Below are 22,055 nucleotides of genomic sequence, written 5' to 3' on the forward strand. Positions count from 1 at the left end.
CATTGAATAGTCACGCTGTGTGCGCTTAATACACTTGATACCTGATGTCGCCATAAAGAAGTCCTCTTTATGTCAACGTATTTTAGGATGGGACAATATGAATTAAAAAGCCAAACATCATGTTTGGCTTTTTTGTTTTTATCATAGATTAATTTTTATCTTCTATTAAATCTTCTTGTTTTTCAGCTTCAATAACCCGTTCGAAAAATCCCTCTGTTTTTAAAATTATGTTTTTATCATTTCCAGAAGCATCTCTTTTAGCTCGTTTGATTAAAAAGAGGGCTGCTTTTTCTTTTCCTTGGCTAAAATCCAAAAGCGCTTTGTAATGTAATGCCATCGGAATGTTATTTATTGATTTATAGTATTGAATATTAGCTCGCCAAATTAGTCTCTGTTCATAGAGATACCCCGAATGAATATTAGCTGGCTTTGACTGTGTGAGTTGCGAATTCAGCATAGAGAACAATATGTCATTAGGAGCTAAGGCCAATCTATTCTGAATGATTTCGAGCCCTGTTTCTTTTTTGTTTGCCTGTGTGTAGCTAAGTGCTTCAAGATAATCAGAAAACGCATTGGTTTTTTCTAATTTATTCAAAAATACAAGAGCGCGCTCTGGCGACTGTATCAAATATGAAAACAATGCTTTAGCAAAGTTTTGTGCATCAATATGTTGGATGTTTTGGTCGAGATAGGCATATGGATTATCTTCAATGCCCGCTCTATAAGCGAGTAGGCTGGCGCGAAAATATTCGAAATCGCTGCTTGTCATTTGGCTTAAGATGGTTTCTCTTGCGTCTGTATTGAAAGAGTCCGAAAGTCTTGTGTTTGGTGATGGGTGCGTGGAGAGGAATTCTAGTTTTGGACGACCTAGTGCTTTTTTAAAAAATGCTTGGAATAACTTAGACATACCTTCGGGTGCTAATCCAGCATTGTCTAAATATTCCTGTCCACGTCTATCTGCTTCTTGTTCTTGGTTACGGCTATAAGTTAAAGTATTTTCTGCTTGGTTAGCAATGCCTCCTAGCCACAGCGCTGTTGTAGCATCGGAGCCGGCTCCGGCTAAAGCCGCAGCAAGGCCTGCTCCTAACATTGCCAATGTTTTCTGTAACTCTTGCCCAGAGTTTTTTTGCTGACGCTCATAATGTCTTAACTCTAAGTGTGCAACTTCGTGGGCGAGAAGGCCAAGTAACATATCTTCGCTGGTTATCATTTCCATAATATCTGAATAGATAAAAAGGTGGTTTCCTGGGATAACGAAAGCGTTACTTTGAGAGCTATTTAATAGCGTCATTTCAATGGTGGTGTTGTACAAATTAGTTTGTGGCAGTAAGCGTGAAAGCGTATCTTTCAAGTAATTATAAGCTGGCGGAAAATCGATAAGTGCGCGGCTACCATTGAGCTTTCGAAACCAGTACTGTCCCAGAATATAAGAGGGATTTGATAACGTTCTTTCGTCTTTGCTTGCTTCCAAATCAGGGATGCTTGCCTGAGTCATGCTAGATAAAGTACTTGTAAAAACAATGGCTAAGATAGCAAAGCTTGTTGTAACGTTTTGAAATAGTCTCATAATACGGCTAATGCAATTGTTGGAAAATTAGAAAATGACGGACAATCTAGAGAATCAGTATGACGTAATCTTAGACGCAAGAGAAGATCGTTGTCCCATGCCTTTACTCAAAGCCAAGATGGCGCTAAGCAAAATGTCTAAGGGTGAATGTCTCTGTGTCACAACGTGTGATGCAGGCTCTTTGAAAGACATTCCTCAATACGTAGCTCTGGTTGGTTATTCTTTACTGTCCACTTTAGAAGACAGTAATGTATATACCTTTATGATTCAAAAAAATTGAAATGGATCTGATATGTTTAAAATTGTAGACACGCTAATTAAGCGATATTTCTCGAACGAAGAGGTAGTGGTCTTTCTACTTTTACTAATTTCTACCGTGTGTGTACTAGCTTTCTGGGGTGGGATTTTTGCACCTATTTTAATCGCGATTGTTTTAGCCTTCTTATTGCAGGGTGTTGTTGAGCGATTACAGCGACTCGGTCTTGGTCATATTAGCTCTGTATTTATTGTTTTTTTTACATTTTTAACTGCATGCAGTGTATTTATTGGTGTCATGGTGCCAATCGTTTGGCGTCAAGCGGTGCGATTGGTTCAGGATGCACCAAGAATGTTTACTGTTATTCGTAATGAGGTGCAGCAATTTGCAGAAGGACACAGTGAGTTAGTTAGTCAATCTGCGATAGATGAAATAACAAACTCTCTAGCTAATGAGTCTACGAATCTTGGCCAATGGCTTGTATCATTCTCTATCTCAAGTATTCCTTCTCTGTTTGCTGTGGTGATATATGTTGTTCTCGTGCCCTTGGTGATGTTTTTTCTCCTAAAGGACCAAGAACGAATCTCTAGTTATTTGACATCTTGGTTGCCAAAAGAAAGAAGAATGATGCGCAATATTGCTCATGAGATGAATGATCAAATAGCGAATTATATACGCGGTAAATTTATCGAGATGTTTGTTGTTGGTATTATCACTTACGTCGTTTTTTTGCTTTTTGGTTTGAAGTACGCTGAGTTATTGGCTTTGTTGGTCGGTTTGTCTGTCTTAATTCCTTATATCGGTGCGGCAGCAGTGACTATTCCTGTGGTATTGGTGGCTTTTTATCAATATGGCACACAGAGTGAATTTATCTATGTGGTTGTGGCCTACTTAATTGTTCAGGCGCTGGATGGCAATGTATTGGTGCCACTGCTGTTTTCTGAGGCAGTAAATTTACATCCTCTAGCTATCATTGTAGCGGTACTATTTTTCGGTGGTATTTGGGGGTTCTGGGGGATCTTTTTTGCGATCCCGTTAGCGACCTTAGTGAAAGCAATTATCAATGCTTGGCCAAGCCAAGAGCAGCTGTCCTCTTAGTTTGTGTAAGTTCTGAATTTTAGTCCCGCTACTACATTGGTAGGCGGGACTTTTTTATGCCTACATATTTATTTTATGCTCAAGTATTAGCCATTTACAGAAGCCAGTAAAATGCTAAACGGAGGAAGTACTATCGTATTTCCATCAACATAGCCACTGTGTATAGCTTCTGGCAACGTGAGAGGCGATACATTGAGCTCGTCCGGCAAGATGATATCTTGGCCTGAAGTATTAATAGCCACGTAAATACGTTTGCCTTCGTAGCTACGGGTAAAGGTCAGGGTTGTTTCATCGTTGTATAAAAATTCGATATCGCCATGGCGCAGCTCTGGATGACTTCGTCTTATATGTAGAAAATCACGATAGGCATGCAACACAGAGTGGCGATTACCTTCCTGCTCACTTACTGCCATTGCAAGTTGCGATTCAGAAATAGGTAGCCAAGGTTCATCGGATTGAGTAAACCCTCCTAAAGATTCATTCTTCCATGGAATAGGCGTTCTACAACCATCCCTGCCTTTAAATTCTGGCCAGAAATTAATGCCGAATGGGTCAACTAGTTGTTCAAAGGTCAAATCAGCTTCTGGTAGGCCGAGTTCTTCGCCTTGATATAGACAAACACTGCCACGTAAGCTTAATAGCATCGCCATATAAATTTTGCTTTTGGCTACTGTGTCGTGGTTGTTACCCCAGCGAGTTACTACGCGCTCAACATCATGATTGCCAATTGACCAGCATGGCCAACCATCACCTAATCCTGCCTCTATTGTTTCCATGGTATTGCGAATGTGTGTCATAGAAGAATCATGAGTGAGTAGGTCGAATGAATAGCACATGTGTAGTTTGTCTTTGCCTTGGGTATAAGCAGCCATGGTTTCTAGGGCAAAATCACAGCCGACTTCGCCTACTGTGGTGGTGTCTGGGTATTGATCGAGCAAATGGCGTAAACGTTGTAAAAAGGCAATGTTTTCGGGTCTGGATTTGTCATACAGGTGAAGCTGATAAGCATATGGGTTATCGAGTCTAACCCCAATACTGCCTTCGACTACTTCTTCCTTTGGCGGGTTATTTCTAAGTTCTACGTCATGATAATAATAATTAGCAGTGTCTAATCGAAAACCGTCTACCCCTCGTTTTAGCCAAAATTCTACGGTTTCCAGTAAGGCGTCAACTACGGCAGGGTTGTGAAAGTTCAAATCTGGCTGACTGTCTAAAAAGTTGTGCAAATAATATTGTCGACGACGACTATCCCAGTGCCAGGCTGGGCCGCCAAAGACAGATAACCAATTGTTAGGAACTGTGCCATCTGGTTTGGCGTCAGCCCAGATATACCAGTCAGCTTTGTTATTATCGTGACTACTGCGTGATTCAACAAACCAAGGGTGTTGATCCGAACTATGGTTCAGTACTTGGTCAATCATGACTTTAATACCGTGATGATGAGCGGATGCTACCAGTTTATCAAAATCAGACAAATTGCCGAAAATAGGGTCAACTCCACAGTAATCAGATACATCGTAACCAAAGTCTTTCATGGGAGAGGTAAAGAAAGGAGACAACCAAATAGCATCCACTCCGAGAGAGGCAATATAGCCCATTTTCGCCGTTATACCGGGAAGGTCTCCAATGCCGTCGTTATTGGAGTCAAAAAAACTACGGGGATAAACCTGATATATTACTGCGCCACGCCACCATTCTTGATTATTCATCATGATTGTTCTCTCTGAATATAGGGATGTTTTAGTCTAAGCGTTAACAGAATTTATTAGATTTATAGAGGATTGGTTCCATTCTCTGTCGTGCTTTTTTTCATTAATTCCAGCATACTCAAACATTATTAGTTATGCATAATTTTTTTATTGTCTTGGTTGATAATAATCTTATTTGTATCCCTTGGAGACATGATGTTTTCTGAAAAATCTCGCCCTGTGGCTTGGCCTTTATTCTTTTTTTACTTTTTCTTCTGTGCGGTTGTAGGCGTCATGATGCCTTATATTTCGATGTACTATAAATCGATAGGTTTAACCGCCTCTGAAATTGGTCGTTTGATGTCCACGTTTACTTTATCTGGTATTTTGGTTCCGCATTTTTGGGGATGGCTGACAGCGAAAGTTGGCTTGCCAAAACGTACGCTGCAATTAGGTATTTTAGGCTGTTTCATTGCTGTGATTCCCTTTAATTGGAGTGATCAGTTTGAAACCTTATGGTTACTTACTTGTACTATGGCGCTGTTTTATTCCGCTCTTATACCAATGACTGACTCGTTAACTGTGAGAAGTATTCGCCAATTAGATGTTCCTTATACGCGTCTAAGAGCAGGTGGTTCGATTGGCTATGTTTTTGCGGTTACCAGTGCTGGTTTTTTAATTGGAAAATTTGGCACTGCTGTGGTGATTCCAACGATGTGTGTTTTTATGGCACTTGCCGTGGTCACTTCTTTCTTCTTAAAAGAACAGGCTTATGAGGTTCACCAGCAAAAATCGACGACGTCTTTTTTCTCTTTAGTGAAACACCCTGAGTCGATGCTGTTTTTTGTTTTGGCTTTTTTGGCCTTTATGTCCCATGCGCCTTTCAATGTGTTTTTTGCGGTGCACTTATCCAACTTTGGCTATAGCGGTGAGCATATAGGACTACTGATGGCATTGGGTGTCGTCATTGAGATTTTCTTGTTCTTATTCTTTGGCAATACCATTAAGCGCTTTGATGTGGTTCATGTGATTACGCTATGTTTTGTGTGCGGTATTGTTCGTTGGCTGCTAATTGGCTGGTTTGCCTCTGTCGCATGGGTACTTATTCTAACTCAGCTGTTGCATTGCGTAACCTTTGCTTTGTTTCACATGGTATCGATTGAACAAATACGACGCCTTTTTCCTGAACGTTTCGCTGGTCAAGGGCAAGCTATGTATAGCGCTTTTGCGATTGGCTTAGGTGGCGGACTTGGTATGGTAATTACAGGGTATCTGTGGGAGTGGCTAGGCGGTGCTTGGGTTTTCACCTTAGCGGCGTGCGTAAGCGCCTTAGCACTGACCATTCTGGTTATTAGTCAACGGCGTTAAAGTATTTACAAGCTGGTGCCATCGCTCTTTAGTAACTCAATAAAAGCGATGGCTGCACGGCTGAGCGTTCGTTGTTTGTGATGTATCACGCCAAGCTTTCTTTCGACGTTCAAATCTGGCAAGTTCAAGACGACCAACCTATCATCGACTAATGTCGATGGAAGCAGGGACCATCCCCAGCCAATGTTTACCAGCATTGCTAATGTTTCTAAATTATTGGTATTCATTCGTACTTGAGGTTTTAGTCCTTGTTTGCCAAAAGCTTGCTCGGCTATTTGTCTAGTGAAGGTGTTCTTATTAGGTAATACGCAAGCGTGCTGGGCTAATTCAATTAAGCTGACATTGTTATAATGCGCGAGAGGGTGGTCTTTACTAACCACACAAGTCAAGGGATCGGACCAAATAGGCAAAGATTCAATAAGCGGGTTTTCTTTATTGGACAACGTAATTATTCCCAGTTCAGCTCGTCCTTTTAAAACATCTTGGTAAGCTTCTTCTGATTGAACAAATTCAATTTCCAAATGTGCACTGGGAAAATCTTCTTGGAAACGTTTTAGTGATTTAGGTAAGCGATGTAAGCCAATATGATGACCAGTTGATATTCGTAATTCACCACTTACATCTTGCATCTGTAATGTCATGCTGCGTTTTATGTCTTGTAGGTCTTCCGCCATTTTTCGCGCTTTAGGCAGCAAGCGAATACCGGCTTCGGTTAATTGCACTTGTCGTCCAATACGATCAAAAAGTTTTACGCCAAGGCTGTTTTCAAGGGAGGCGACACGTTTACTAATGGCTGGTTGTGTAACGAAAAGTTGGTCACCCGCTTCTGAAAAAGAACCGGTTTCAGCAACTTTTATAAAAGTAAGTAACTCTGCAATATCTATCATTCCAAAAAATTATCCAAAACATGAAAAATATGAATTTGAGTAATTTAAGCCAAAGTTTTAGGATAGCGCAATAGATTTCTGAGGAGAGAACTTATGTCAGCGAAAACCCTTTATGACAAGTTGTGGGATAGCCACCTTGTTCAGCAACGAGATGACGGCAGCGCATTGATTTATATCGATTTGCAGTTGCTACATGAAGTGACATCACCACAAGCATTTGAAGGGCTTCGATTGGCAGGGCGCAAGCCTTGGCGTGTGTCTTCAAGTTTAGCAACACCAGACCATAATGTACCTACGACTAAGAAAGAACGTATTTCTGGTGTAGATGGTATTGAAGATCCAGTTTCTAAAATCCAAGTAACGACTTTGGATGATAACTGTAACGAATTCGGTATTACTGAATTTAATATGAAAGACATTCGCCAAGGAATCGTGCATGTTGTTGGGCCAGAGCAGGGTGCAACGCTTCCGGGTATGACGGTTGTGTGTGGTGATTCCCATACATCGACTCATGGTGCTTTTGGTGCTTTGGCACATGGTATTGGGACCTCTGAAGTTGAGCATGTATTAGCGACTCAGTGTTTGGTGCAGAAGAAAAGCCGCAACATGTTGGTTCGTGTTGATGGTGAATTGTCACCATGGGTCTCTGCTAAAGACGTTGTCTTAGCGATTATAGGTGCAATTGGCACCGCTGGTGGTACAGGTTACGCCATTGAGTTTGGCGGAACAGGCATCCAATCTTTGTCTATGGAAGGCCGTATGACGGTCTGTAACATGGCCATTGAAGCAGGCGCACGTGTTGGTTTGATTGCAGTAGATGATACGACTATTGAATACGTTAAAGGTCGTCCTTATGCGCCAAAAGGCGAGCATTGGGATATGGCGGTAGAAGCATGGAAAGACCTTGTGTCTGACAAAGACGCGCAATTTGACGAAGTGGTTGTGATTAAATCGGAAGATATCAAACCACAAGTTACTTGGGGGACCTCGCCAGAAATGGTTATTGCTATTGATGAGCCGATTCCTCGTGCAGAAGACCAGAAAGACCCGGTGAAGAAAGAAGGTTATGCACGCGCTTGGAAATACATGGGCCTTGAAGGCAAAACCATGCTTTCTGATGTTGTGCTAGATCGAGTTTTTATTGGCTCTTGTACCAACTCACGCATTGAAGACTTACGTATTGCAGCGCAAGTGGTTAAAGGCCGTAAAGTCGCGTCAACTCTTAAGCAGGCAATCGTCGTTCCTGGTTCTGGCTTGGTAAAAGCGCAAGCTGAAAAAGAGGGCTTGCACGAGATTTTCGAAGCCGCTGGATTAGAATGGCGTGAGCCTGGTTGCTCTATGTGTTTGGCAATGAACGCTGACAAACTTGGTGCTGGGGAACATTGTGCGTCAACTTCAAATCGCAACTTTGAAGGTCGCCAAGGTTTTGGGGGTCGTACGCATTTGGTGAGCCCTGCTATGGCAGCGGCTGCAGCGATTGCTGGCCATTTTGTTGATGTTAATGAGTTTGTTAAACACTAGGAGAACAGTATGCGTCCTTTTACTAAACATACAGGTCTAGCCGCTCCTTTGGATTTGGCGAACGTTGATACTGATATGATCATCCCAAAACAGTTCTTGAAATCCATCAAGCGTACTGGTTTTGGTAAAAATTTATTTGATGAACTGCGTTATGAAGACGAAGGTCAACCAGACCAAGAATGTGATGGTCGTCCTATTCGTCAGGATTTTGTTTTAAACCAAGATCGTTACAAAGGCGCGAGTGTTTTATTAGCGCGTCAGAACTTTGGTTGTGGTTCTAGCCGTGAGCACGCGCCTTGGGCATTAGATGATTACGGTTTCCGCGCGATTATTGCACCAAGCTTTGCCGACATTTTCTATAACAACTGCTTCAAAAATGGCTTGTTGCCTATCGTTTTACAGGCTGAAGAAGTAGATCAATTGTTTGCAGAAGTCGCCTTGCGAGAAGGTGCAGAAATTATTGTCGATCTTGAAAACCAAACCGTAACCTCGCCTTCTGGTGCAGCATTCGAATTTAACGTGGACAATTTCCGTAAACATTGTTTGTTGAATGGTTTAGACGATATCGGCTTAACGTTACAGCAAGATGCTGCGATCCGTCGTTACGAAGAAAAACGCATGAATGATGCGCCGTGGCTTTTCTTGTCACGCGGTCAGTAGTTTTCAAAAAACATATTAGAAGACAGATTTTTTAAAGGGTTTAACATGACTAAGAATGTATTGGTTTTGCCGGGTGACGGTATAGGTCCAGAAATCGTAGCGCAAGCGGTGCGTGTTTTGGATGCAGTGAATGAACAGTTTTCATTGAATATTCAGCATGAGAGCGCTTTAGTCGGTGGTTCTGCTTATGATGAGACTGGTTCTCCATTGCCAGAAGCGACATTAGCTAAAGCTAAAACAGCAGACGCGATTTTGCTTGGTGCGGTTGGTGGTCCTAAGTGGGACAAGTTAGACATGTCAGTTCGCCCTGAAAAAGGCTTACTTGGCTTGCGCTCTAACCTAGAGTTATTTTCGAATCTTCGTCCTGCGATTCTATACCCACAGTTAGCTGATGCGTCTAGCTTGAAGCCAGAAATCGTTGCTGGCTTGGACATCCTAATTGTTCGCGAACTAACAGGCGGCATTTACTTTGGGCAGCCTCGTGGTATTCGCACGTTAGAAAATGGTGAGCGAGAAGGTTTTAACACTTATGTTTACAGCGAATCAGAGATTCGTCGTATTGGACGTTCTGCTTTTGAAGCGGCTCGCCAACGTGGTAAGCGTGTTTGCTCAATTGATAAGTCCAACGTGCTAGAAGTAACTGTGCTTTGGAAAGAAATTATGGAAGAAGTAGCGAAAGAGTATCCAGACGTCGAATTGACTCATATGCTAGTCGATAATGCTGCTATGCAGCTTGTTCGTGCACCAAAACAGTTTGATGTAATGGTTACTGGCAATATGTTTGGTGATATCCTTTCTGATGCTGCTGCCATGTTGACAGGTTCTATTGGTATGCTACCTTCTGCTTCACTAAATGCTGAAGGTCGCGGTATGTATGAGCCATGTCACGGTTCTGCTCCAGACATCGCAGGTAAAGGAATCGCTAACCCATTGGCGACAATTTTGTCAGTTGCTATGATGTTGCGTTATTCTTTAGACGCCAAAGATGCGGCGGATGCGATTGAAGCGGCAGTCAGCAAGGTTCTGGATCTAGGTCTTAGAACGGCAGATATTGCATCAGATGGATGCGAAACTGTTAGTACGCAAGCCATGGGCGATGCCGTTCTAGCAGCATTAAAAGCTTAATATCATAACGATATTGGGTATTCATTAGGGATACTGCTCTTGGTATGAGTGGCCCCACAAAAAAAGGTAACGTTAACCATGTCAAAACAAACTGTAGGTTTAGTCGGATGGCGCGGAATGGTCGGTTCCGTGTTGATGCAACGCATGATGGAAGAAAAAGACTTTGATCATATTGATCCAGTTTTCTTCACTACATCTCAAACGGGGCAGAAAGGTCCAGAAATTGGTAAAGATATTCCATTACTTCAAGATGCAAGCGATATTGAAGCATTGAAAAAGATGGATATTATTATTACCTGTCAAGGCGGGGATTACACCAAGGCTATTTACCCACAGTTGCGTAATGCTGGTTGGAAAGGTTACTGGATCGATGCGGCATCTTCTCTACGTATGGATAAAGATGCCATTATCGTACTTGACCCAGTTAACTTGGATGTTATTAAACAAGGTTTAACGAGTGGCGTTAAAACTTTTGTTGGTGGCAATTGTACTGTTAGCTTGATGCTATTGGCGCTAGGTGGGTTGTTTGAAAAAGGTCATATCGAATGGATGACTTCTATGACTTACCAAGCGGCGTCTGGTGGTGGTGCTCGTCACATGCGTGAGCTGATCAATCAGATGGGTATGTTGCAAGGTTCGGTTGCTAGTGAGCTTGCTGATCCAGCCAGTGCGATTCTTGAGATCGATCGTAAGGTTGCAGAAACAATGCGTTCTGGTACGCTTCCAACAGATCAGTTTGGTGTGCCTCTAGCGGGTTCTTTGATTCCTTATATCGATAGCCAGCTTGATAACGGACAGAGCCGTGAAGAGTGGAAAGCGCAAGCTGAAGCGAACAAGATCCTAGGTATCGACGGCAACCCAATTCCAGTTGATGGCCTGTGTGTTCGTATAGGTGCAATGCGCTGCCATAGTCAGGCATACACCATCAAACTGAACAAAGACATCCCAGTGGCGGATATTGAAGGCTTGCTTGCTGAGCACAACCAATGGGTTGATGTTGTACCAAACGATAAAGAAGCAACAATGCAGCGTTTAACGCCAACTGTAGCGACTGGCACACTTGGTATTCCAGTGGGTCGTATTCGTAAGTTGAACATGGGACCTGAATACATAAGTGCTTTCTCAGTCGGTGACCAATTGCTTTGGGGGGCTGCTGAGCCACTACGTCGCATGCTTCGTATCTTAATCGAAGACTAATGATAGTTTTTAGCTAGATTCTAAAAACCCGCTTTGAGCGGGTTTTTTTATGTGCAAGTAAAAGTATTGAAATAGGCTAGCTGATATCTAGGTTTAAACCTATTATTACGAATACGCCTATCAGTGTTGTAATTACTACAGATACTAATGATCCAATTAGCACGTATTCCGCCATGCTTCGATCATTTGATTTATTTAGTTCACCAAATCTGAAGATTGACTTAGCCGCTAGCACAAAGCCGATGGCAGCATAGCTGCCCACTAGAGTGAAAGTTAGTATCAATATTCTCTCTAAGTAACCAATTAATTCGCCGCCAGCAACCAATCCGTTAACGCTTTCTTTCTCACCACCTGAAATCGGATATTTGCTTAAAATGCAGCTGATTGCGACTGAGGTAGGTTTGAGTATCAATAAGTAAGCAAAAGTGGTCATGATAGCTTCTGGTAACTGATCATGCTGTAGTAGTACAGTAATGGCGATGCTGTCAGTGATGTAAAAAACCGTAGTGATCAATACTATTACATGCAATATTTGGTCAATGGCGAAGCGTGAAAAGGCGTCGCCTTTCGTTGTGCTGACTTTCCATAGATCGATAGCGAAATGAGTAATGGTAACAATCAAGATGATAATAGCGATGTTCATCCAGTCGATCTTTAGGGCTAACGCAGGGATGAGTAATGCCACGCCATGTAAAATCGAATGCAAATAGAGTTTTGGTGATCTGTGTTTTTTCTCTTTCTTTTCCTCTATCCAATGCTTTGGTTGGAGGTAAAAGTCACAAAGTGTATGGATCAGTAAAAATGAAATGAGTAGGGTGCTAAAATCAGACATCTTTAAGCCCTGTTACTTGGTTTATAAATAGACTATTTAGTTCACTTATAAGCGGCCACCCTGATGCTTTAAGGGATTTGCTGGCTGTCGCTGTGGCAATGTCGAGTTTATCCGCAAGCTCGCTCACAGACAAACCTTCTTGATTGCGCAACATAGGTACTAATACGGCACATTGTCGTGATGTTAACTCGGTGAGCTGTCTATCTAAGTATTTGAAGAGTAGATCAAAGCGCTCTGTGAGTTTGGGGTGCTCTGAGTGAAAAATGAAACGGTCACTTTTCAGGGCTTTTAATCCCCGGCCAGATAAAACAAAAGCTTCTCCCATGGACTCTGATACCGAGGCGCGCAAGTCCGCGTTAGAGGCAATAGCAAAGCTAATACGGCTTTCAAACACTTTACCAAGGGCTTTAATGCCGATTCGATAAAGAATCGCATATTTGAGTGCATTTCTAATGTCATGCACGATTGTCTGAAATTCATCTCCGCGCTCAATACTATGGAGGTTAGAGGCGTTCCCTTCAGTGATCCACGCTTGAATATCTTTGACCCGCTGTAGTAGTTGTTCGAATTCATCAGAAGTAAGTTTTGTTGAGCTAACTACATCACCGCTTATCACGGCAATAGGTTTAACTGTCTGTTTCATGCGATGCCCTTCTAGTTGATTAGAGTAATTTAGCCGTTTATGACTAAAAAAACAAATTTAGCCGAAAATGGCTAATTTATGTTTTTTAGCTATTTGTGGCTAATTGTAAATCCGCTGCTTTATATCCAAATGAAAAAAGTAGGCTTCTAGCTTTTGTGGCAGTGATTAGTATTTTTTATAAGCTTATGTGGTATTTCACTTCTCAATCGCTTCTGGGCTGCTACACTCATTTAAATGAGGGTTGACATTCATCAAACCGTTGACGTTTTTCTTGATGAAACTAAAGCTTGCTATGGGTGTCAAAACTTATTACTTTATCTATATCGTATCGAAATAAATTTTCAGAAGAAGATTTATGGCATTGATATATATAGTATTTAAGGGGGTCGTGTAAGTTTTTTGACTGCTGTGTTTTGTTCATGATCTTGAACAAGTATTTACACTCTAAGCATTGAAATTAAGCGATAGTACCCATAGATTATAAGTAAGAGCAGAAGAGGAGGAATAAAACTTAAGTTAATAAAAAACTGACTAAAATAGAAGGAAATTCTCTATGTATACATTGAATATTAGTGGTCACCACGTCCAATCTGGTGAAGAAGTTCAAGAAGTAGTAAAAGAAAAAATGGATCACTTGGCACGTATCAACAATCAGATAACGACTATTAAAGTGATACTAAACACAGAGAAGCATGAGATTCATGAATTAATAGTAGAAGCCAGTGTTCATATTCCTGGCCATGATCTTTTTGCAACGGTTAAAACCGATAAACAGCTTAAGCCGGCACTTGACCTTCTGGTCGGTAAGTTAGAGAAACAACTAATTAAACACAAAGCGAAGCATGCGGGCCGACAACATCATATTAATGCTAAAGATGTAGAGAGCCCTGTAGAGCAGCAGTTACAAGCAGAGTTTGATGAACTGGTGGAGCGAGAAGTTATTTAGTTAATCAACCTTTCTAGGGATAAGCCTCGCATAGCGGGGCTTTTTTGTTTTTGTAGATTGTTTTGTTCTTGTTGTGGTGTAACTAACATAAAAAATGCCGCTGTTACTAAACAGCGGCATTGGATCATGCTAACAATATGGTCGTATGGTGGAGCTTATACGTTATTTACTGGAATAAACTCTACTGGAGCCATTGTCATAGCATCTAGTGGTGGCGCAAAGTCTGTCAGTTTGATACCAACAACAGAGGCTTTGTATTCTTCCAATGTTGGGAATCTTCCCAAAATAGCAGAAAGTACAACGATTGGTGTAGAACCAAGTAAAGATTCGCCTTTCTTCTCTTTAGAGTCAGCTACAACACGACCTTGGAACAATCGAGTAGAGGTCGCAATAACCGTATCACCAGGTTCTGCCTTCTCTTGGTTACCCATACACAAGTTACACCCAGGGCGCTCCAAGTACATGATGTTTTCGTACTTAGTACGTGCTTCACCTTTTGGTTTAGCATCATCAAATTCGAATCCAGCGTACTTCTTCAAGATATCCCAGTCACCTTCCACTTTTAACTCATCAACAATGTTGTATGTTGGTGGAGCAACAACTAAAGGTGCTTTGAATGACACGCCGCCGTTTTGTTCTTCAAGATTGCGCAGCATTTGAGCGATGATTTGCATATCGCCTTTATGAACCATGCAAGAGCCAACAAAAGCAAGATCAACAGGCTTATCTTTGTAGAAAGACACCTGGCGAATAACGTCATGAGTGTAACGCTTAGATACGTCATCGTTGTTAACGTCTGGGTCGGCAATCATTGGTTCATTGATTTCGTCAAGGTCAACAACAACGTCTGCATAGTAGTTAGCATTGTTATCAGGCACTAGAGCAGGCTGATCCCCAGAAGTGATGCCAGCAATACGCTTGTCTGCAAGAGCAATTAAGCCATGAAGCGTTTTAGCTTCATTTTCCATGCCTTTATCAATCATGATTTGAATGCGTTTTTTCGCTAGTTCAAGAGATTTAATAAGCGTTTCATCTTGAGAAATACAGATGGACGCTTTTGCTTTCATCTCAGCAGTCCAGTCAGTAAAGGTAAACGCTTGGTCAGCCATCAATGTGCCGATGTGTACTTCGATGACACGACCTTGGAATACGTTTTCACCGCCAAACTGTTTAAGCATCTGAGCTTGTGTTGCGTGTACAACATCACGGAAATCCATGTAGCTCTTCATTTCGCCTTTAAAGGTTACTTTAACCGTTTCAGGGATTGGCATTGTTGCTTCACCTGTTGCCAATGCAAGAGCAACGGTTCCAGAGTCAGCGCCAAAAGCGACACCTTTAGACATGCGAGTATGTGAGTCACCACCAATGATAATCGCAGAATCATCAACCGTAATGTCATTCAATACTTTATGAATAACGTCGGTCATTGGAGGATAAACACCTTTTGGATCACGAGCAGTGATTAATCCAAATTTGTTCATGAATGACATCAATTTTGGAATGTTAGCTTGCGCTTTTGAATCCCAAACTGACGCAGTGTGACAACCTGATTGATATGCGCCATCAACACTTGGAGAAATAACAGTGGCTGCCATAGACTCTAGTTCTTGAGCAGTCATCAAACCAGTCGTATCTTGTGAGCCGACGATGTTTACTTTAACGCGAACATCAGACCCAGCGTGAAGGGCTTTTCTAGACTTAACACCTACAGCATTTTTGTTGAAGATTTTCTCAACAGCCGTTAGGCCCTGGTCATCGTTAGAGATTTCTTGTGCTGGAGCGTAGACAGTAGGCGTTGGAATCCCTAGGGTTTCAGCAGCAAAGGTTTGTAGTTTCTTACCGAATACCACAGCATAGGAGCTGCCAGCTTTCATGAACTCTACTTGCTGAGGCGTAAAGGCAGAAGAGATGTCTACTAGCTCTTTGTCGCCATTGTAGAGTTTTTTCTCTTTTGTATTGATAGTTAAAACTGTACCCGTTTCAACTGAGTAAGCTTGCTCAAGAATGGTATCGCCATTTTCATCAAGAACCGGCTTGCCATTAGCATCTAGTTTCTTAACCCAGTTTTTCAGATCAAGACCAATACCGCCAGTAACACCTACCGTCGTCATAAAGATAGGGGAAATGCCGTTTGTGCCGGCAACAACTGGAGCGTAGTTCACGAATGGAATGTATGGGCTTGCTTGTTGGCCAGCCCAAAGCGCGACGTTATTTACGCCAGACATACGTGAAGAACCAACACCCATTGTGCCTTTCTCAGCGATAAGCATTACTTTTGCACTTGGGTGCTTAACTTGTAACTCTTTAATTTCTTGCTGAGCTTCAGGTGTAATCATGCATTGGCCGTGAAGTTCACGGTCAGAACGAGAGTGAGCTTGGTTACCAGGTGAAAGCAAATCTGTCGAGATATCACCTTCTGCGGCAATATAAGTGACAACTTCGATTTTTTCACTGATGTCAGGAAGCTTGGTGAAGAATTCAGCTTTAGCGTAGCTTTCAAGGATATCTTTAGTAAGAGGGTTGCCAGCTTTATAAGCTGATTCAAGACGTTCCATATCTGCTTCGTATAGGAATACTTGAGTTTTTAGTACCTCTGCAGCAGGCGCTGCAACAGCCAAATCATCAGACAAAGCAAGGTCGATTAATACTTCAACAGAAGGGCCGCCTTTCATGTGAGACAATAGCTCAAGAGCGAACTCAGGTGTGATTTCTTTCACACTTGATTCACCTAGGATGATCTCTTTTAGGAATTCTGCTTTGACAGCAGCTGCGCTGGTTGTACCTGGTAAGGTGTTGTAGATGAAAAAAGATAGTGAGCCTTCGCGATGCTCATGCCCAGCGTCTTTGATTTGAGCGATGATTTCAGCTAGTAGATCGCCGCCATCGATTGGTTTAGGATGCAATCCTTGGCTTTTACGATTCTCTATTTCTTGTAAGTACTCTAAATATAAGCTCATTTGCACCTCTGAATAATGATTGTCGAAAATGCCATGCCTAACAATATGCTTCTAGCATATGATTTCCCCTTAGGTTTCATTTTCGACTTTATTGATCATAATGTTAGAAAACGCTGACTTACCTTCTACAGAAAATAAGTCATACAAAGTTTTTATCATTTTTTGATGCACTTATTTTATAGAAAAAAAGCGCCAAAGAGTTACTGTGGACCATAACAATTTCGAATAGGTGACATTTAGCGGAATTATTCTGATTTAGATAAATCATTTGATTGCTGAATAATCCTAACCACTCTGAACCCCCAATTACTGGCTTTTAACTCGGGCTCAGCTCGGTATCTGGTAGAACTACGGCCCACTCTTGGAATGTCAAACCAAGATCCGCCTCTAAGTACACGACTATCACATTGGTTTGCTAGCCAAACTTGGTTTTGGGTTGGGGCACCCTCATAAGTATCGTGATAACAATCTTCAATCCACTCTGCGACATTGCCATGCATGTCGAATAAGCCTAGTGGATTACTTGCTTGACTGCCAACCGGAGCTGTGGAAACACCGTCCCATTGGCTACCACAACTATCACAAACGCTATAGCCAGCTTTTACCGTGTCGCCGTACCAGAATGCCGTGTTTGAATCTGCTCTGGCCGAATATTCCCATTCAATTTCAGTAGGAAGGCGATACTCTGCATTTGTTTCGCTAGAAATCCATGCCGTGTAAGCTTTAGCATCGTACCAACTGACATTGATTACTGGTCGCTGTCCTCGCCCCCAGCCGTTATCAAGAGGGAGCGGCCTACCTGTCGCTTTGGCAAACTTGTCATATTGGTTAAAGGTGACTTCATACTTACTGATATAAAAGCCGCGAGGGATATCCACTTCGTGAGCGGGTTTTTCGTTGTCATCACCAAGGTGGCCCTGATCACCCATAATAAATGTAGCAGGTGGGACTTTTTCAATTTTTGGCGCTGTGCCACCAGAAGCGAGAGGCTCTTCTAAAACTTGAGGCAAGGCCTCAAATGATGTTTTTTCCGGCTCTTCTGGTGGTTGGGTTTGCTGAGGTTGCGTTGCCACAATTGATTCTTCTGCTGGCGGCCTATTTGCCCAAAAAGCAAATGCAGCGATAACGCTTAAGGCAGCTATCGATCCGATTGTCAGTTTGATTGGTGATAGGGTTCGGACATAACGTTTAACCGCGCGTTTTGTAGCAGAACTGTCACTGGTTTCTTGCTTATAAAGGTTAGCTCGAATGATCCGAATGACTTCAGCTAATGATTTAGGACGATGTCGTTCATTTTCACGACACCATTCTACTAAGCGCCCCCAGGTAGCTTCGCTCAGGTTAGGGTGAGTGTCTGGAAGGCCTGTGGAGAAATCTTTATCGAGAATTGACTCTCCCAACAATGTTGCCATTAGAAGGCGCATAAAAGCATATTTATCAGCAGCTTCTGTCCTTTTCTGGTCTTTCTTAAGGTATTCTGGTGGGAAGAGGCGAGCATCCATTTCACTCTCTTCGATGCGCTTCATCCAATTATGAGAGCCAAAGCCTGTCATTATCCCAAGGCCATTCACAACATGGATCGCGCTTAGATCGAGATGGCCGTGGAATAAGCCGTTTTTATGAACTTGATCCAATGCCTTAGCAATGTTATCAAACAAACTAATCACCACATTGAGTGGTGCACCATCAGGGTATTTTCCTAAAAAGCTGTATAAATTCTCTCCGCCGCAAACTGCAGAGGTAGAGAACACCCACAAATTAGAATAAAAGGGAGGATAATTAGGGGTTATAGCCGGATGCTTTACGCTGGCGTATTTGCGGGCATTTTGTAGAAAATCTTCTACCTTGCCTTTACCTGATTGATAAAAACGCAATACAAAAGGGCGCCCACCCTGATCTGCAACCCAAGTGGTTTTGCGACTATCCACTGGGTAGTTTAGAACATACGGATCTAGTTCTACGCCAACATGTTGGCCAATTTTTAGTTTCTGAGGGTCATAAAAATCATTCATTACGAATTGGATATCCAAATCAAGACGTTGCTGCCTAAGTGGTTAATACAAGGTATAATCACGTTTTTTAACATAAAAAGGTAGAGTAATGTTATCAGCGTATCCGGAGCTTGTTGAATTTCTTCCATGTCAGTCGCCTGAGGCATGGGTAAATTGGGCACTTGAGAATCAAACTCTGCTACTTAATGATCACGCTCATTGTGAAAAAAAAGCCGCTTCAACGGCTATGAGTTTAATGTATCGTTACGTTGATCGCGATAATCTTCTGCATAAAATGTCACGTTTGGCTCGTGAAGAGCTATTGCACTTTGAGCAAGTTCATAAAATCATGCGAAAACGCGATGTTGCCTACGATCATTTGTCGGCCTCACGCTATGCAGATGGACTGCGTAAACATATTCGCACTCACGAACCTGCGCGTTTAGTTGATACCATGATTATTGGTGCTTTTGTAGAGGCCCGTTCCTGTGAACGATTTGCTGCCTTGGCACCACATTTAGATGAAGAGTTATCGAAGTTCTATATTTCTTTGCTTAAATCCGAAGCAAGGCACTTTCAGGATTACCTTGATCTTGCAAAAGAATATTCCAATGAACCGATTGATGATCGTGTGGCTTTTTTCCGCGATTTAGAAGAAAAGCTGATTACCGAACCTGATGAAGAGTTCCGCATGCACAGTGGTCCTCCAAGCGTAATCTAATTACAAAATGCCACAATCTTTGACGACTTCTTCTGGTTACTTTTGAGTAGGGTGCTACACTCATAGTGAGGTCTTTATGTGATGAGCGATTCTGCAAGGATCTCAAAATATTACTCTTGAAATTCTGGGGGATATAATGAGCATACATAAGAGCGAAACTCTACCAGATGTGACTTATTGGCTTGCTTTAGAAATTGCGAAGGTTGATCCTGTAGTGGATTTGGATGCTATGTATAAAGGGTCTTTAGAGCTGGATTTTTTATACCAACTGCTTACCTGTAAAGCTCAGCAATATTGGTGGCAGGAATATGGTATTCAATTGAGTCCTGTCATCGTGAATAACGCCTTTTTTCGCGCGATCGCTATGCTTCATAATCGAAATATTGAGTTTACTCGTTCTCGCAATCGTGAAGAAACAGTCTGGGTTCGTGAGTTGTTGAATCGCTAGAGATTTATGCAAGATACAAAAAAAGCCAGCGTAGGCTGGCTTCTAATTCGATTTTTGGCTTGCTGCTGACATACAACTTTAGATGACAATCTCTTAATAAAGAGACTCTCTGTGTACTTCCTGTAAGCTAAATAATCCCTTTTGTTCAAAGTCTTCTACGAATGCTTTTGATTGAATGTATGTATTACCTTCAATACTTGCCAGCCAAATAAACTTGTCCCAATCACCTAGTACACAGCGCAGATACTGATCATCTTTATGGGCATCAGGTCGGTGCGTGTGTCCATGAATCACCGTTTTGCACTGATGTTTAGTTAAAGAGTCAGCAACCGCTGATGGCGTGACATCCATGATAGACATGGATTTTTCCGATGCCATAGATTTACTGTCATTGCGAAGTTGAGCTGCGAGCGCGATACGCTGTTCAAGCGGCATAGCCAATATGTGTTCTTGCCATGCTTTAGAGCGCACTGTTTTTCTAAATGCTTGATATTCAGTATCTTCCAAACAATATTCGTCACCATGTGTAAGCAGCACAGTGCTATTTTCAAGAGATAGCTCGGTTTGCTCTTGAATAAGCTCAGCGCCAACACGGTTAATCCAATCGCTACCAATCAAGAAATCTCGGTTGCCATGTAAAAAATACAAAGGTATACCTGACTGAGAAATGTCCGCCAAGGCATTTTCTATTTCGGTATTCCAATCAGCCTGAAAATCGTCTCCGATCCAGGCTTCGTAGAAGTCACCTAAAATGTAAAGCTCTGACTTTTCTTCGCGTGCAATAAGTGCTTTGCTCATTTGTACAAACGCCCGGATTAAATCCGGGCGTTTGTCACTAAGGTGCAAATCTGAAATGAAATAATGGATCATTATTTTACTAGTTCAGCACTTTCGATGATCACGTCTTCAGCAGGCACATCTTGATGGCCTGATTTCATTGTGGTTTTCACTTCTTTGATTTTGTTCACGATATCCATGCCAGCAGTCACTTTACCAAACACAGCGTAGCCCCAACCGTCTGGAGTTTTACTACGGTGGTTTAGGAAGCTGTTATCAGCAACGTTGATAAAGAACTGAGCGGATGCAGAATGTGGATCCATTGTGCGAGCCATCGCCAATGTACCAATTTCATTCTTAAGGCCGTTGTCTGCTTCGTTTTCAATGGCAGTACGAGATTCTTTTTGCGTCATGCCTGGCTCAAAACCACCGCCTTGAACCATGAAACCATTGATTACACGGTGAAAGATAACGCCGTCATAAAAACCAGATGTTACATAATCTTCAAAGTTTTTTGCTGATTTTGGGGCTTTTTCGTAATCTAACTCAACGTGAATGTCACCGTGGTTTGTATGTAAAATGATCATTTAAGATTCCTTATAAAGTTAACGCGGTAATATCAAAATGTATTTATGTTCAATCAATGTTGAGCATTTTATGTGTTTGTAAGCTAAGACGCCACCTTGGATGCGATAAACAATAATGTAAAGTGGCTTGTTGGGTATCTATTAGTGGAATTTGATCCGCTGTTAAGTGACTTTGATCCATTGGCTGCAGATAAAAATGCTGAAAATCTAGGTTTTCAAACAACTCTGGGGAAAGGTGTGATTGCGGATACACCAGCTTAAGTTCATTGCCTTCGGAGACAATCAAGGGCTTTGCGGTTTTTGGACTCACGCAAATCCAGTCAATTCCTTGTGGTAATTCCATTGTTCCATTGGTTTCAATCGCAATGGTGTAGTCATGACGTTTCATTTCAGCAATGAGTTCGTTGTCCAGTTGAAGCGCAGGTTCACCACCGGTAAAAACAACGTATTTATGTCCTTGGCTTTCTGGCCAAAGAGCGTCGATATGAGATCGTAATTGTTGGGCGGTTTTGAACTTTCCGCCATTTTGGCCGTCTGTGCCGATAAAGTCAGTATCACAGAATTGACATTCGGACTTGGCTCGCGTTTTTTCAAGACCAGACCATAGGTTGCAGCCGGTAAAACGACAAAATAGAGCAGGGCGTCCAGCGTGGGCACCTTCGCCTTGTAATGAATAAAAGGCTTCTTTAATAGAATACATTTGGTTATACCTATTACATCTCGAAAAACAGTCGAGGTAAGGGTGATAACTTTAGTTGATAATTTAATGGCTACATCGGTCATTTG

Annotated in this window: 20 protein-coding genes; 10 read left to right on the forward strand and 10 right to left on the reverse strand. The window is 42.0% G+C overall.

The annotated features are described in order from the left end of the window. Positions 1 to 148 precede the first annotated feature (148 nt). Positions 149 to 1,567, reverse strand: a complete 1,419-nt coding sequence (locus DFP77_RS18165) for a M48 family metallopeptidase (protein ID WP_114413619.1) — start codon at positions 1,565 to 1,567, stop codon at positions 149 to 151. A gap of 34 nt (positions 1,568 to 1,601) precedes the next feature. On the opposite strand from DFP77_RS18165, the gene DFP77_RS18170 reads away from it, so the two are divergent. Together DFP77_RS18170 and DFP77_RS18175 are read left to right on the forward strand one after the other, a co-directional pair. Then, positions 1,602 to 1,847, forward strand: a complete 246-nt coding sequence (locus DFP77_RS18170; RefSeq protein WP_114413620.1) for a sulfurtransferase TusA family protein — start codon at positions 1,602 to 1,604, stop codon at positions 1,845 to 1,847. A 12-nt stretch (positions 1,848 to 1,859) separates the two neighbouring features. Then, positions 1,860 to 2,921 (forward strand): AI-2E family transporter, encoded by a 1,062-nt coding sequence (locus DFP77_RS18175; protein WP_114413621.1) that lies wholly within the window; start codon positions 1,860 to 1,862, stop codon positions 2,919 to 2,921. Between the two features lie 86 nt (positions 2,922 to 3,007). On the opposite strand, the gene DFP77_RS18180 is transcribed toward DFP77_RS18175, so the two are convergent. Next, complete coding sequence (locus DFP77_RS18180) at positions 3,008 to 4,633, reverse strand: alpha-glucosidase (protein ID WP_114413622.1); 1,626 nt, start codon at positions 4,631 to 4,633, stop codon at positions 3,008 to 3,010. A 192-nt stretch (positions 4,634 to 4,825) separates the two neighbouring features. On the opposite strand from DFP77_RS18180, the gene DFP77_RS18185 reads away from it, so the two are divergent. Next, a complete protein-coding gene (locus DFP77_RS18185; protein ID WP_114413623.1) occupies positions 4,826 to 5,977 on the forward strand; it encodes an MFS transporter in 1,152 nt (383 codons plus the stop codon). A 5-nt stretch (positions 5,978 to 5,982) separates the two neighbouring features. Here DFP77_RS18185 and DFP77_RS18190 read toward each other — a convergent pair whose 3' ends face one another. After that, a complete protein-coding gene (locus tag DFP77_RS18190; protein ID WP_114413624.1) occupies positions 5,983 to 6,864 on the reverse strand; it encodes a LysR family transcriptional regulator in 882 nt (293 codons plus the stop codon). 93 nt (positions 6,865 to 6,957) lie between these two features. On the opposite strand from DFP77_RS18190, the gene leuC reads away from it, so the two are divergent. The 4 genes from leuC (at position 6,958) to asd (ending at position 11,367) form a co-directional block, all read left to right on the forward strand. Continuing rightward, complete coding sequence (leuC, locus tag DFP77_RS18195) at positions 6,958 to 8,385, forward strand: 3-isopropylmalate dehydratase large subunit (RefSeq protein ID WP_114413625.1); 1,428 nt, start codon at positions 6,958 to 6,960, stop codon at positions 8,383 to 8,385. Between the two features lie 9 nt (positions 8,386 to 8,394). After that, positions 8,395 to 9,045: a 3-isopropylmalate dehydratase small subunit gene (gene leuD / locus DFP77_RS18200; RefSeq protein ID WP_114413626.1), complete on the forward strand. Its 651-nt coding sequence runs from the start codon at positions 8,395 to 8,397 to the stop codon at positions 9,043 to 9,045. 45 nt (positions 9,046 to 9,090) lie between these two features. After that, positions 9,091 to 10,170, forward strand: coding sequence for a 3-isopropylmalate dehydrogenase (leuB, locus tag DFP77_RS18205; RefSeq protein ID WP_114413627.1), 1,080 nt, complete (start codon positions 9,091 to 9,093; stop codon positions 10,168 to 10,170). Positions 10,171 to 10,248: 78 nt separating this feature from the next. Then, positions 10,249 to 11,367, forward strand: coding sequence for an aspartate-semialdehyde dehydrogenase (gene asd / locus DFP77_RS18210; protein WP_114413628.1), 1,119 nt, complete (start codon positions 10,249 to 10,251; stop codon positions 11,365 to 11,367). A 76-nt stretch (positions 11,368 to 11,443) separates the two neighbouring features. Here asd and DFP77_RS18215 read toward each other — a convergent pair whose 3' ends face one another. Both DFP77_RS18215 and DFP77_RS18220 read right to left on the reverse strand, forming a co-directional pair. Beyond that, entirely contained in the window at positions 11,444 to 12,199 is a 756-nt protein-coding gene (locus tag DFP77_RS18215) for a DUF3307 domain-containing protein (protein ID WP_114413629.1), read from the reverse strand. Further along, complete coding sequence (locus DFP77_RS18220) at positions 12,192 to 12,842, reverse strand: winged helix DNA-binding protein (RefSeq protein ID WP_114413630.1); 651 nt, start codon at positions 12,840 to 12,842, stop codon at positions 12,192 to 12,194. Before DFP77_RS18220 ends, DFP77_RS18215 begins: the two co-directional genes overlap by 8 nt. Positions 12,843 to 13,395: 553 nt before the next feature. On the opposite strand from DFP77_RS18220, the gene hpf reads away from it, so the two are divergent. Further along, positions 13,396 to 13,788 carry a ribosome hibernation-promoting factor, HPF/YfiA family gene (gene hpf, locus DFP77_RS18225; RefSeq protein ID WP_110572353.1) on the forward strand — a complete coding sequence of 131 codons (393 nt, stop codon included), beginning with the start codon at positions 13,396 to 13,398 and terminating at the stop codon, positions 13,786 to 13,788. A 155-nt stretch (positions 13,789 to 13,943) separates the two neighbouring features. On the opposite strand, the gene DFP77_RS18230 is transcribed toward hpf, so the two are convergent. Together DFP77_RS18230 and DFP77_RS18235 are read right to left on the reverse strand one after the other, a co-directional pair. Continuing rightward, entirely contained in the window at positions 13,944 to 16,745 is a 2,802-nt protein-coding gene (locus DFP77_RS18230; protein WP_114413631.1) for a bifunctional aconitate hydratase 2/2-methylisocitrate dehydratase, read from the reverse strand. A 245-nt stretch (positions 16,746 to 16,990) separates the two neighbouring features. Beyond that, the gene (locus DFP77_RS18235; protein ID WP_114413632.1) at positions 16,991 to 18,757 is read right to left on the reverse strand and encodes a formylglycine-generating enzyme family protein; all 1,767 of its coding nucleotides are present in this window, start codon (positions 18,755 to 18,757) and stop codon (positions 16,991 to 16,993) included. Between the two features lie 88 nt (positions 18,758 to 18,845). On the opposite strand from DFP77_RS18235, the gene DFP77_RS18240 reads away from it, so the two are divergent. Together DFP77_RS18240 and DFP77_RS18245 are read left to right on the forward strand one after the other, a co-directional pair. Further along, a complete protein-coding gene (locus DFP77_RS18240; protein ID WP_114413633.1) occupies positions 18,846 to 19,457 on the forward strand; it encodes a MiaE family protein in 612 nt (203 codons plus the stop codon). Between the two features lie 136 nt (positions 19,458 to 19,593). Further along, positions 19,594 to 19,905 carry a hypothetical protein gene (locus DFP77_RS18245; protein ID WP_114413634.1) on the forward strand — a complete coding sequence of 104 codons (312 nt, stop codon included), beginning with the start codon at positions 19,594 to 19,596 and terminating at the stop codon, positions 19,903 to 19,905. A 93-nt stretch (positions 19,906 to 19,998) separates the two neighbouring features. On the opposite strand, the gene DFP77_RS18250 is transcribed toward DFP77_RS18245, so the two are convergent. From DFP77_RS18250 to queE, 3 genes are read right to left on the reverse strand one after another with little or no spacing between them, the layout of a single operon-like run. Then, entirely contained in the window at positions 19,999 to 20,775 is a 777-nt protein-coding gene (locus DFP77_RS18250; RefSeq protein WP_114413635.1) for a UDP-2,3-diacylglucosamine diphosphatase, read from the reverse strand. Beyond that, positions 20,775 to 21,269 carry a peptidylprolyl isomerase gene (locus tag DFP77_RS18255; protein ID WP_114413636.1) on the reverse strand — a complete coding sequence of 165 codons (495 nt, stop codon included), beginning with the start codon at positions 21,267 to 21,269 and terminating at the stop codon, positions 20,775 to 20,777. Before DFP77_RS18255 ends, DFP77_RS18250 begins: the two co-directional genes overlap by 1 nt. A gap of 49 nt (positions 21,270 to 21,318) precedes the next feature. Next, a complete protein-coding gene (queE, locus tag DFP77_RS18260) occupies positions 21,319 to 21,969 on the reverse strand; it encodes a 7-carboxy-7-deazaguanine synthase (RefSeq protein WP_114413637.1) in 651 nt (216 codons plus the stop codon). Positions 21,970 to 22,055: the final 86 nt, after the last annotated feature.

This window comes from Marinomonas foliarum, from assembly GCF_003337275.1.
Lineage (GTDB): Bacteria > Pseudomonadota > Gammaproteobacteria > Pseudomonadales > Marinomonadaceae > Marinomonas > Marinomonas foliarum.

What these genes read in the sequence shown, in the direction of transcription:
- DFP77_RS18240 (WP_114413633.1), top strand. Translation starts at nt 18,846, where the DNA reads ATGTTATCAGCGTATCCGGAGCTTGTTGAATTTCTTCCATGTCAGTCG.
- queE (WP_114413637.1), bottom strand. Translation starts at nt 21,969, where the DNA reads ATGTATTCTATTAAAGAAGCCTTTTATTCATTACAAGGCGAAGGTGCC.
- DFP77_RS18185 (WP_114413623.1), top strand. Translation starts at nt 4,826, where the DNA reads ATGTTTTCTGAAAAATCTCGCCCTGTGGCTTGGCCTTTATTCTTTTTT.
- DFP77_RS18230 (WP_114413631.1), bottom strand. Translation starts at nt 16,745, where the DNA reads ATGAGCTTATATTTAGAGTACTTACAAGAAATAGAGAATCGTAAAAGC.
- DFP77_RS18190 (WP_114413624.1), bottom strand. Translation starts at nt 6,864, where the DNA reads ATGATAGATATTGCAGAGTTACTTACTTTTATAAAAGTTGCTGAAACC.
- asd (WP_114413628.1), top strand. Translation starts at nt 10,249, where the DNA reads ATGTCAAAACAAACTGTAGGTTTAGTCGGATGGCGCGGAATGGTCGGT.
- leuD (WP_114413626.1), top strand. Translation starts at nt 8,395, where the DNA reads ATGCGTCCTTTTACTAAACATACAGGTCTAGCCGCTCCTTTGGATTTG.
- leuC (WP_114413625.1), top strand. Translation starts at nt 6,958, where the DNA reads ATGTCAGCGAAAACCCTTTATGACAAGTTGTGGGATAGCCACCTTGTT.
- hpf (WP_110572353.1), top strand. Translation starts at nt 13,396, where the DNA reads ATGTATACATTGAATATTAGTGGTCACCACGTCCAATCTGGTGAAGAA.
- DFP77_RS18250 (WP_114413635.1), bottom strand. Translation starts at nt 20,775, where the DNA reads ATGATCCATTATTTCATTTCAGATTTGCACCTTAGTGACAAACGCCCG.
- DFP77_RS18235 (WP_114413632.1), bottom strand. Translation starts at nt 18,757, where the DNA reads ATGAATGATTTTTATGACCCTCAGAAACTAAAAATTGGCCAACATGTT.
- DFP77_RS18175 (WP_114413621.1), top strand. Translation starts at nt 1,860, where the DNA reads ATGTTTAAAATTGTAGACACGCTAATTAAGCGATATTTCTCGAACGAA.
- DFP77_RS18180 (WP_114413622.1), bottom strand. Translation starts at nt 4,633, where the DNA reads ATGATGAATAATCAAGAATGGTGGCGTGGCGCAGTAATATATCAGGTT.
- DFP77_RS18245 (WP_114413634.1), top strand. Translation starts at nt 19,594, where the DNA reads ATGAGCATACATAAGAGCGAAACTCTACCAGATGTGACTTATTGGCTT.
- DFP77_RS18215 (WP_114413629.1), bottom strand. Translation starts at nt 12,199, where the DNA reads ATGTCTGATTTTAGCACCCTACTCATTTCATTTTTACTGATCCATACA.
- DFP77_RS18255 (WP_114413636.1), bottom strand. Translation starts at nt 21,269, where the DNA reads ATGATCATTTTACATACAAACCACGGTGACATTCACGTTGAGTTAGAT.
- DFP77_RS18165 (WP_114413619.1), bottom strand. Translation starts at nt 1,567, where the DNA reads ATGAGACTATTTCAAAACGTTACAACAAGCTTTGCTATCTTAGCCATT.
- leuB (WP_114413627.1), top strand. Translation starts at nt 9,091, where the DNA reads ATGACTAAGAATGTATTGGTTTTGCCGGGTGACGGTATAGGTCCAGAA.
- DFP77_RS18220 (WP_114413630.1), bottom strand. Translation starts at nt 12,842, where the DNA reads ATGAAACAGACAGTTAAACCTATTGCCGTGATAAGCGGTGATGTAGTT.
- DFP77_RS18170 (WP_114413620.1), top strand. Translation starts at nt 1,602, where the DNA reads ATGACGGACAATCTAGAGAATCAGTATGACGTAATCTTAGACGCAAGA.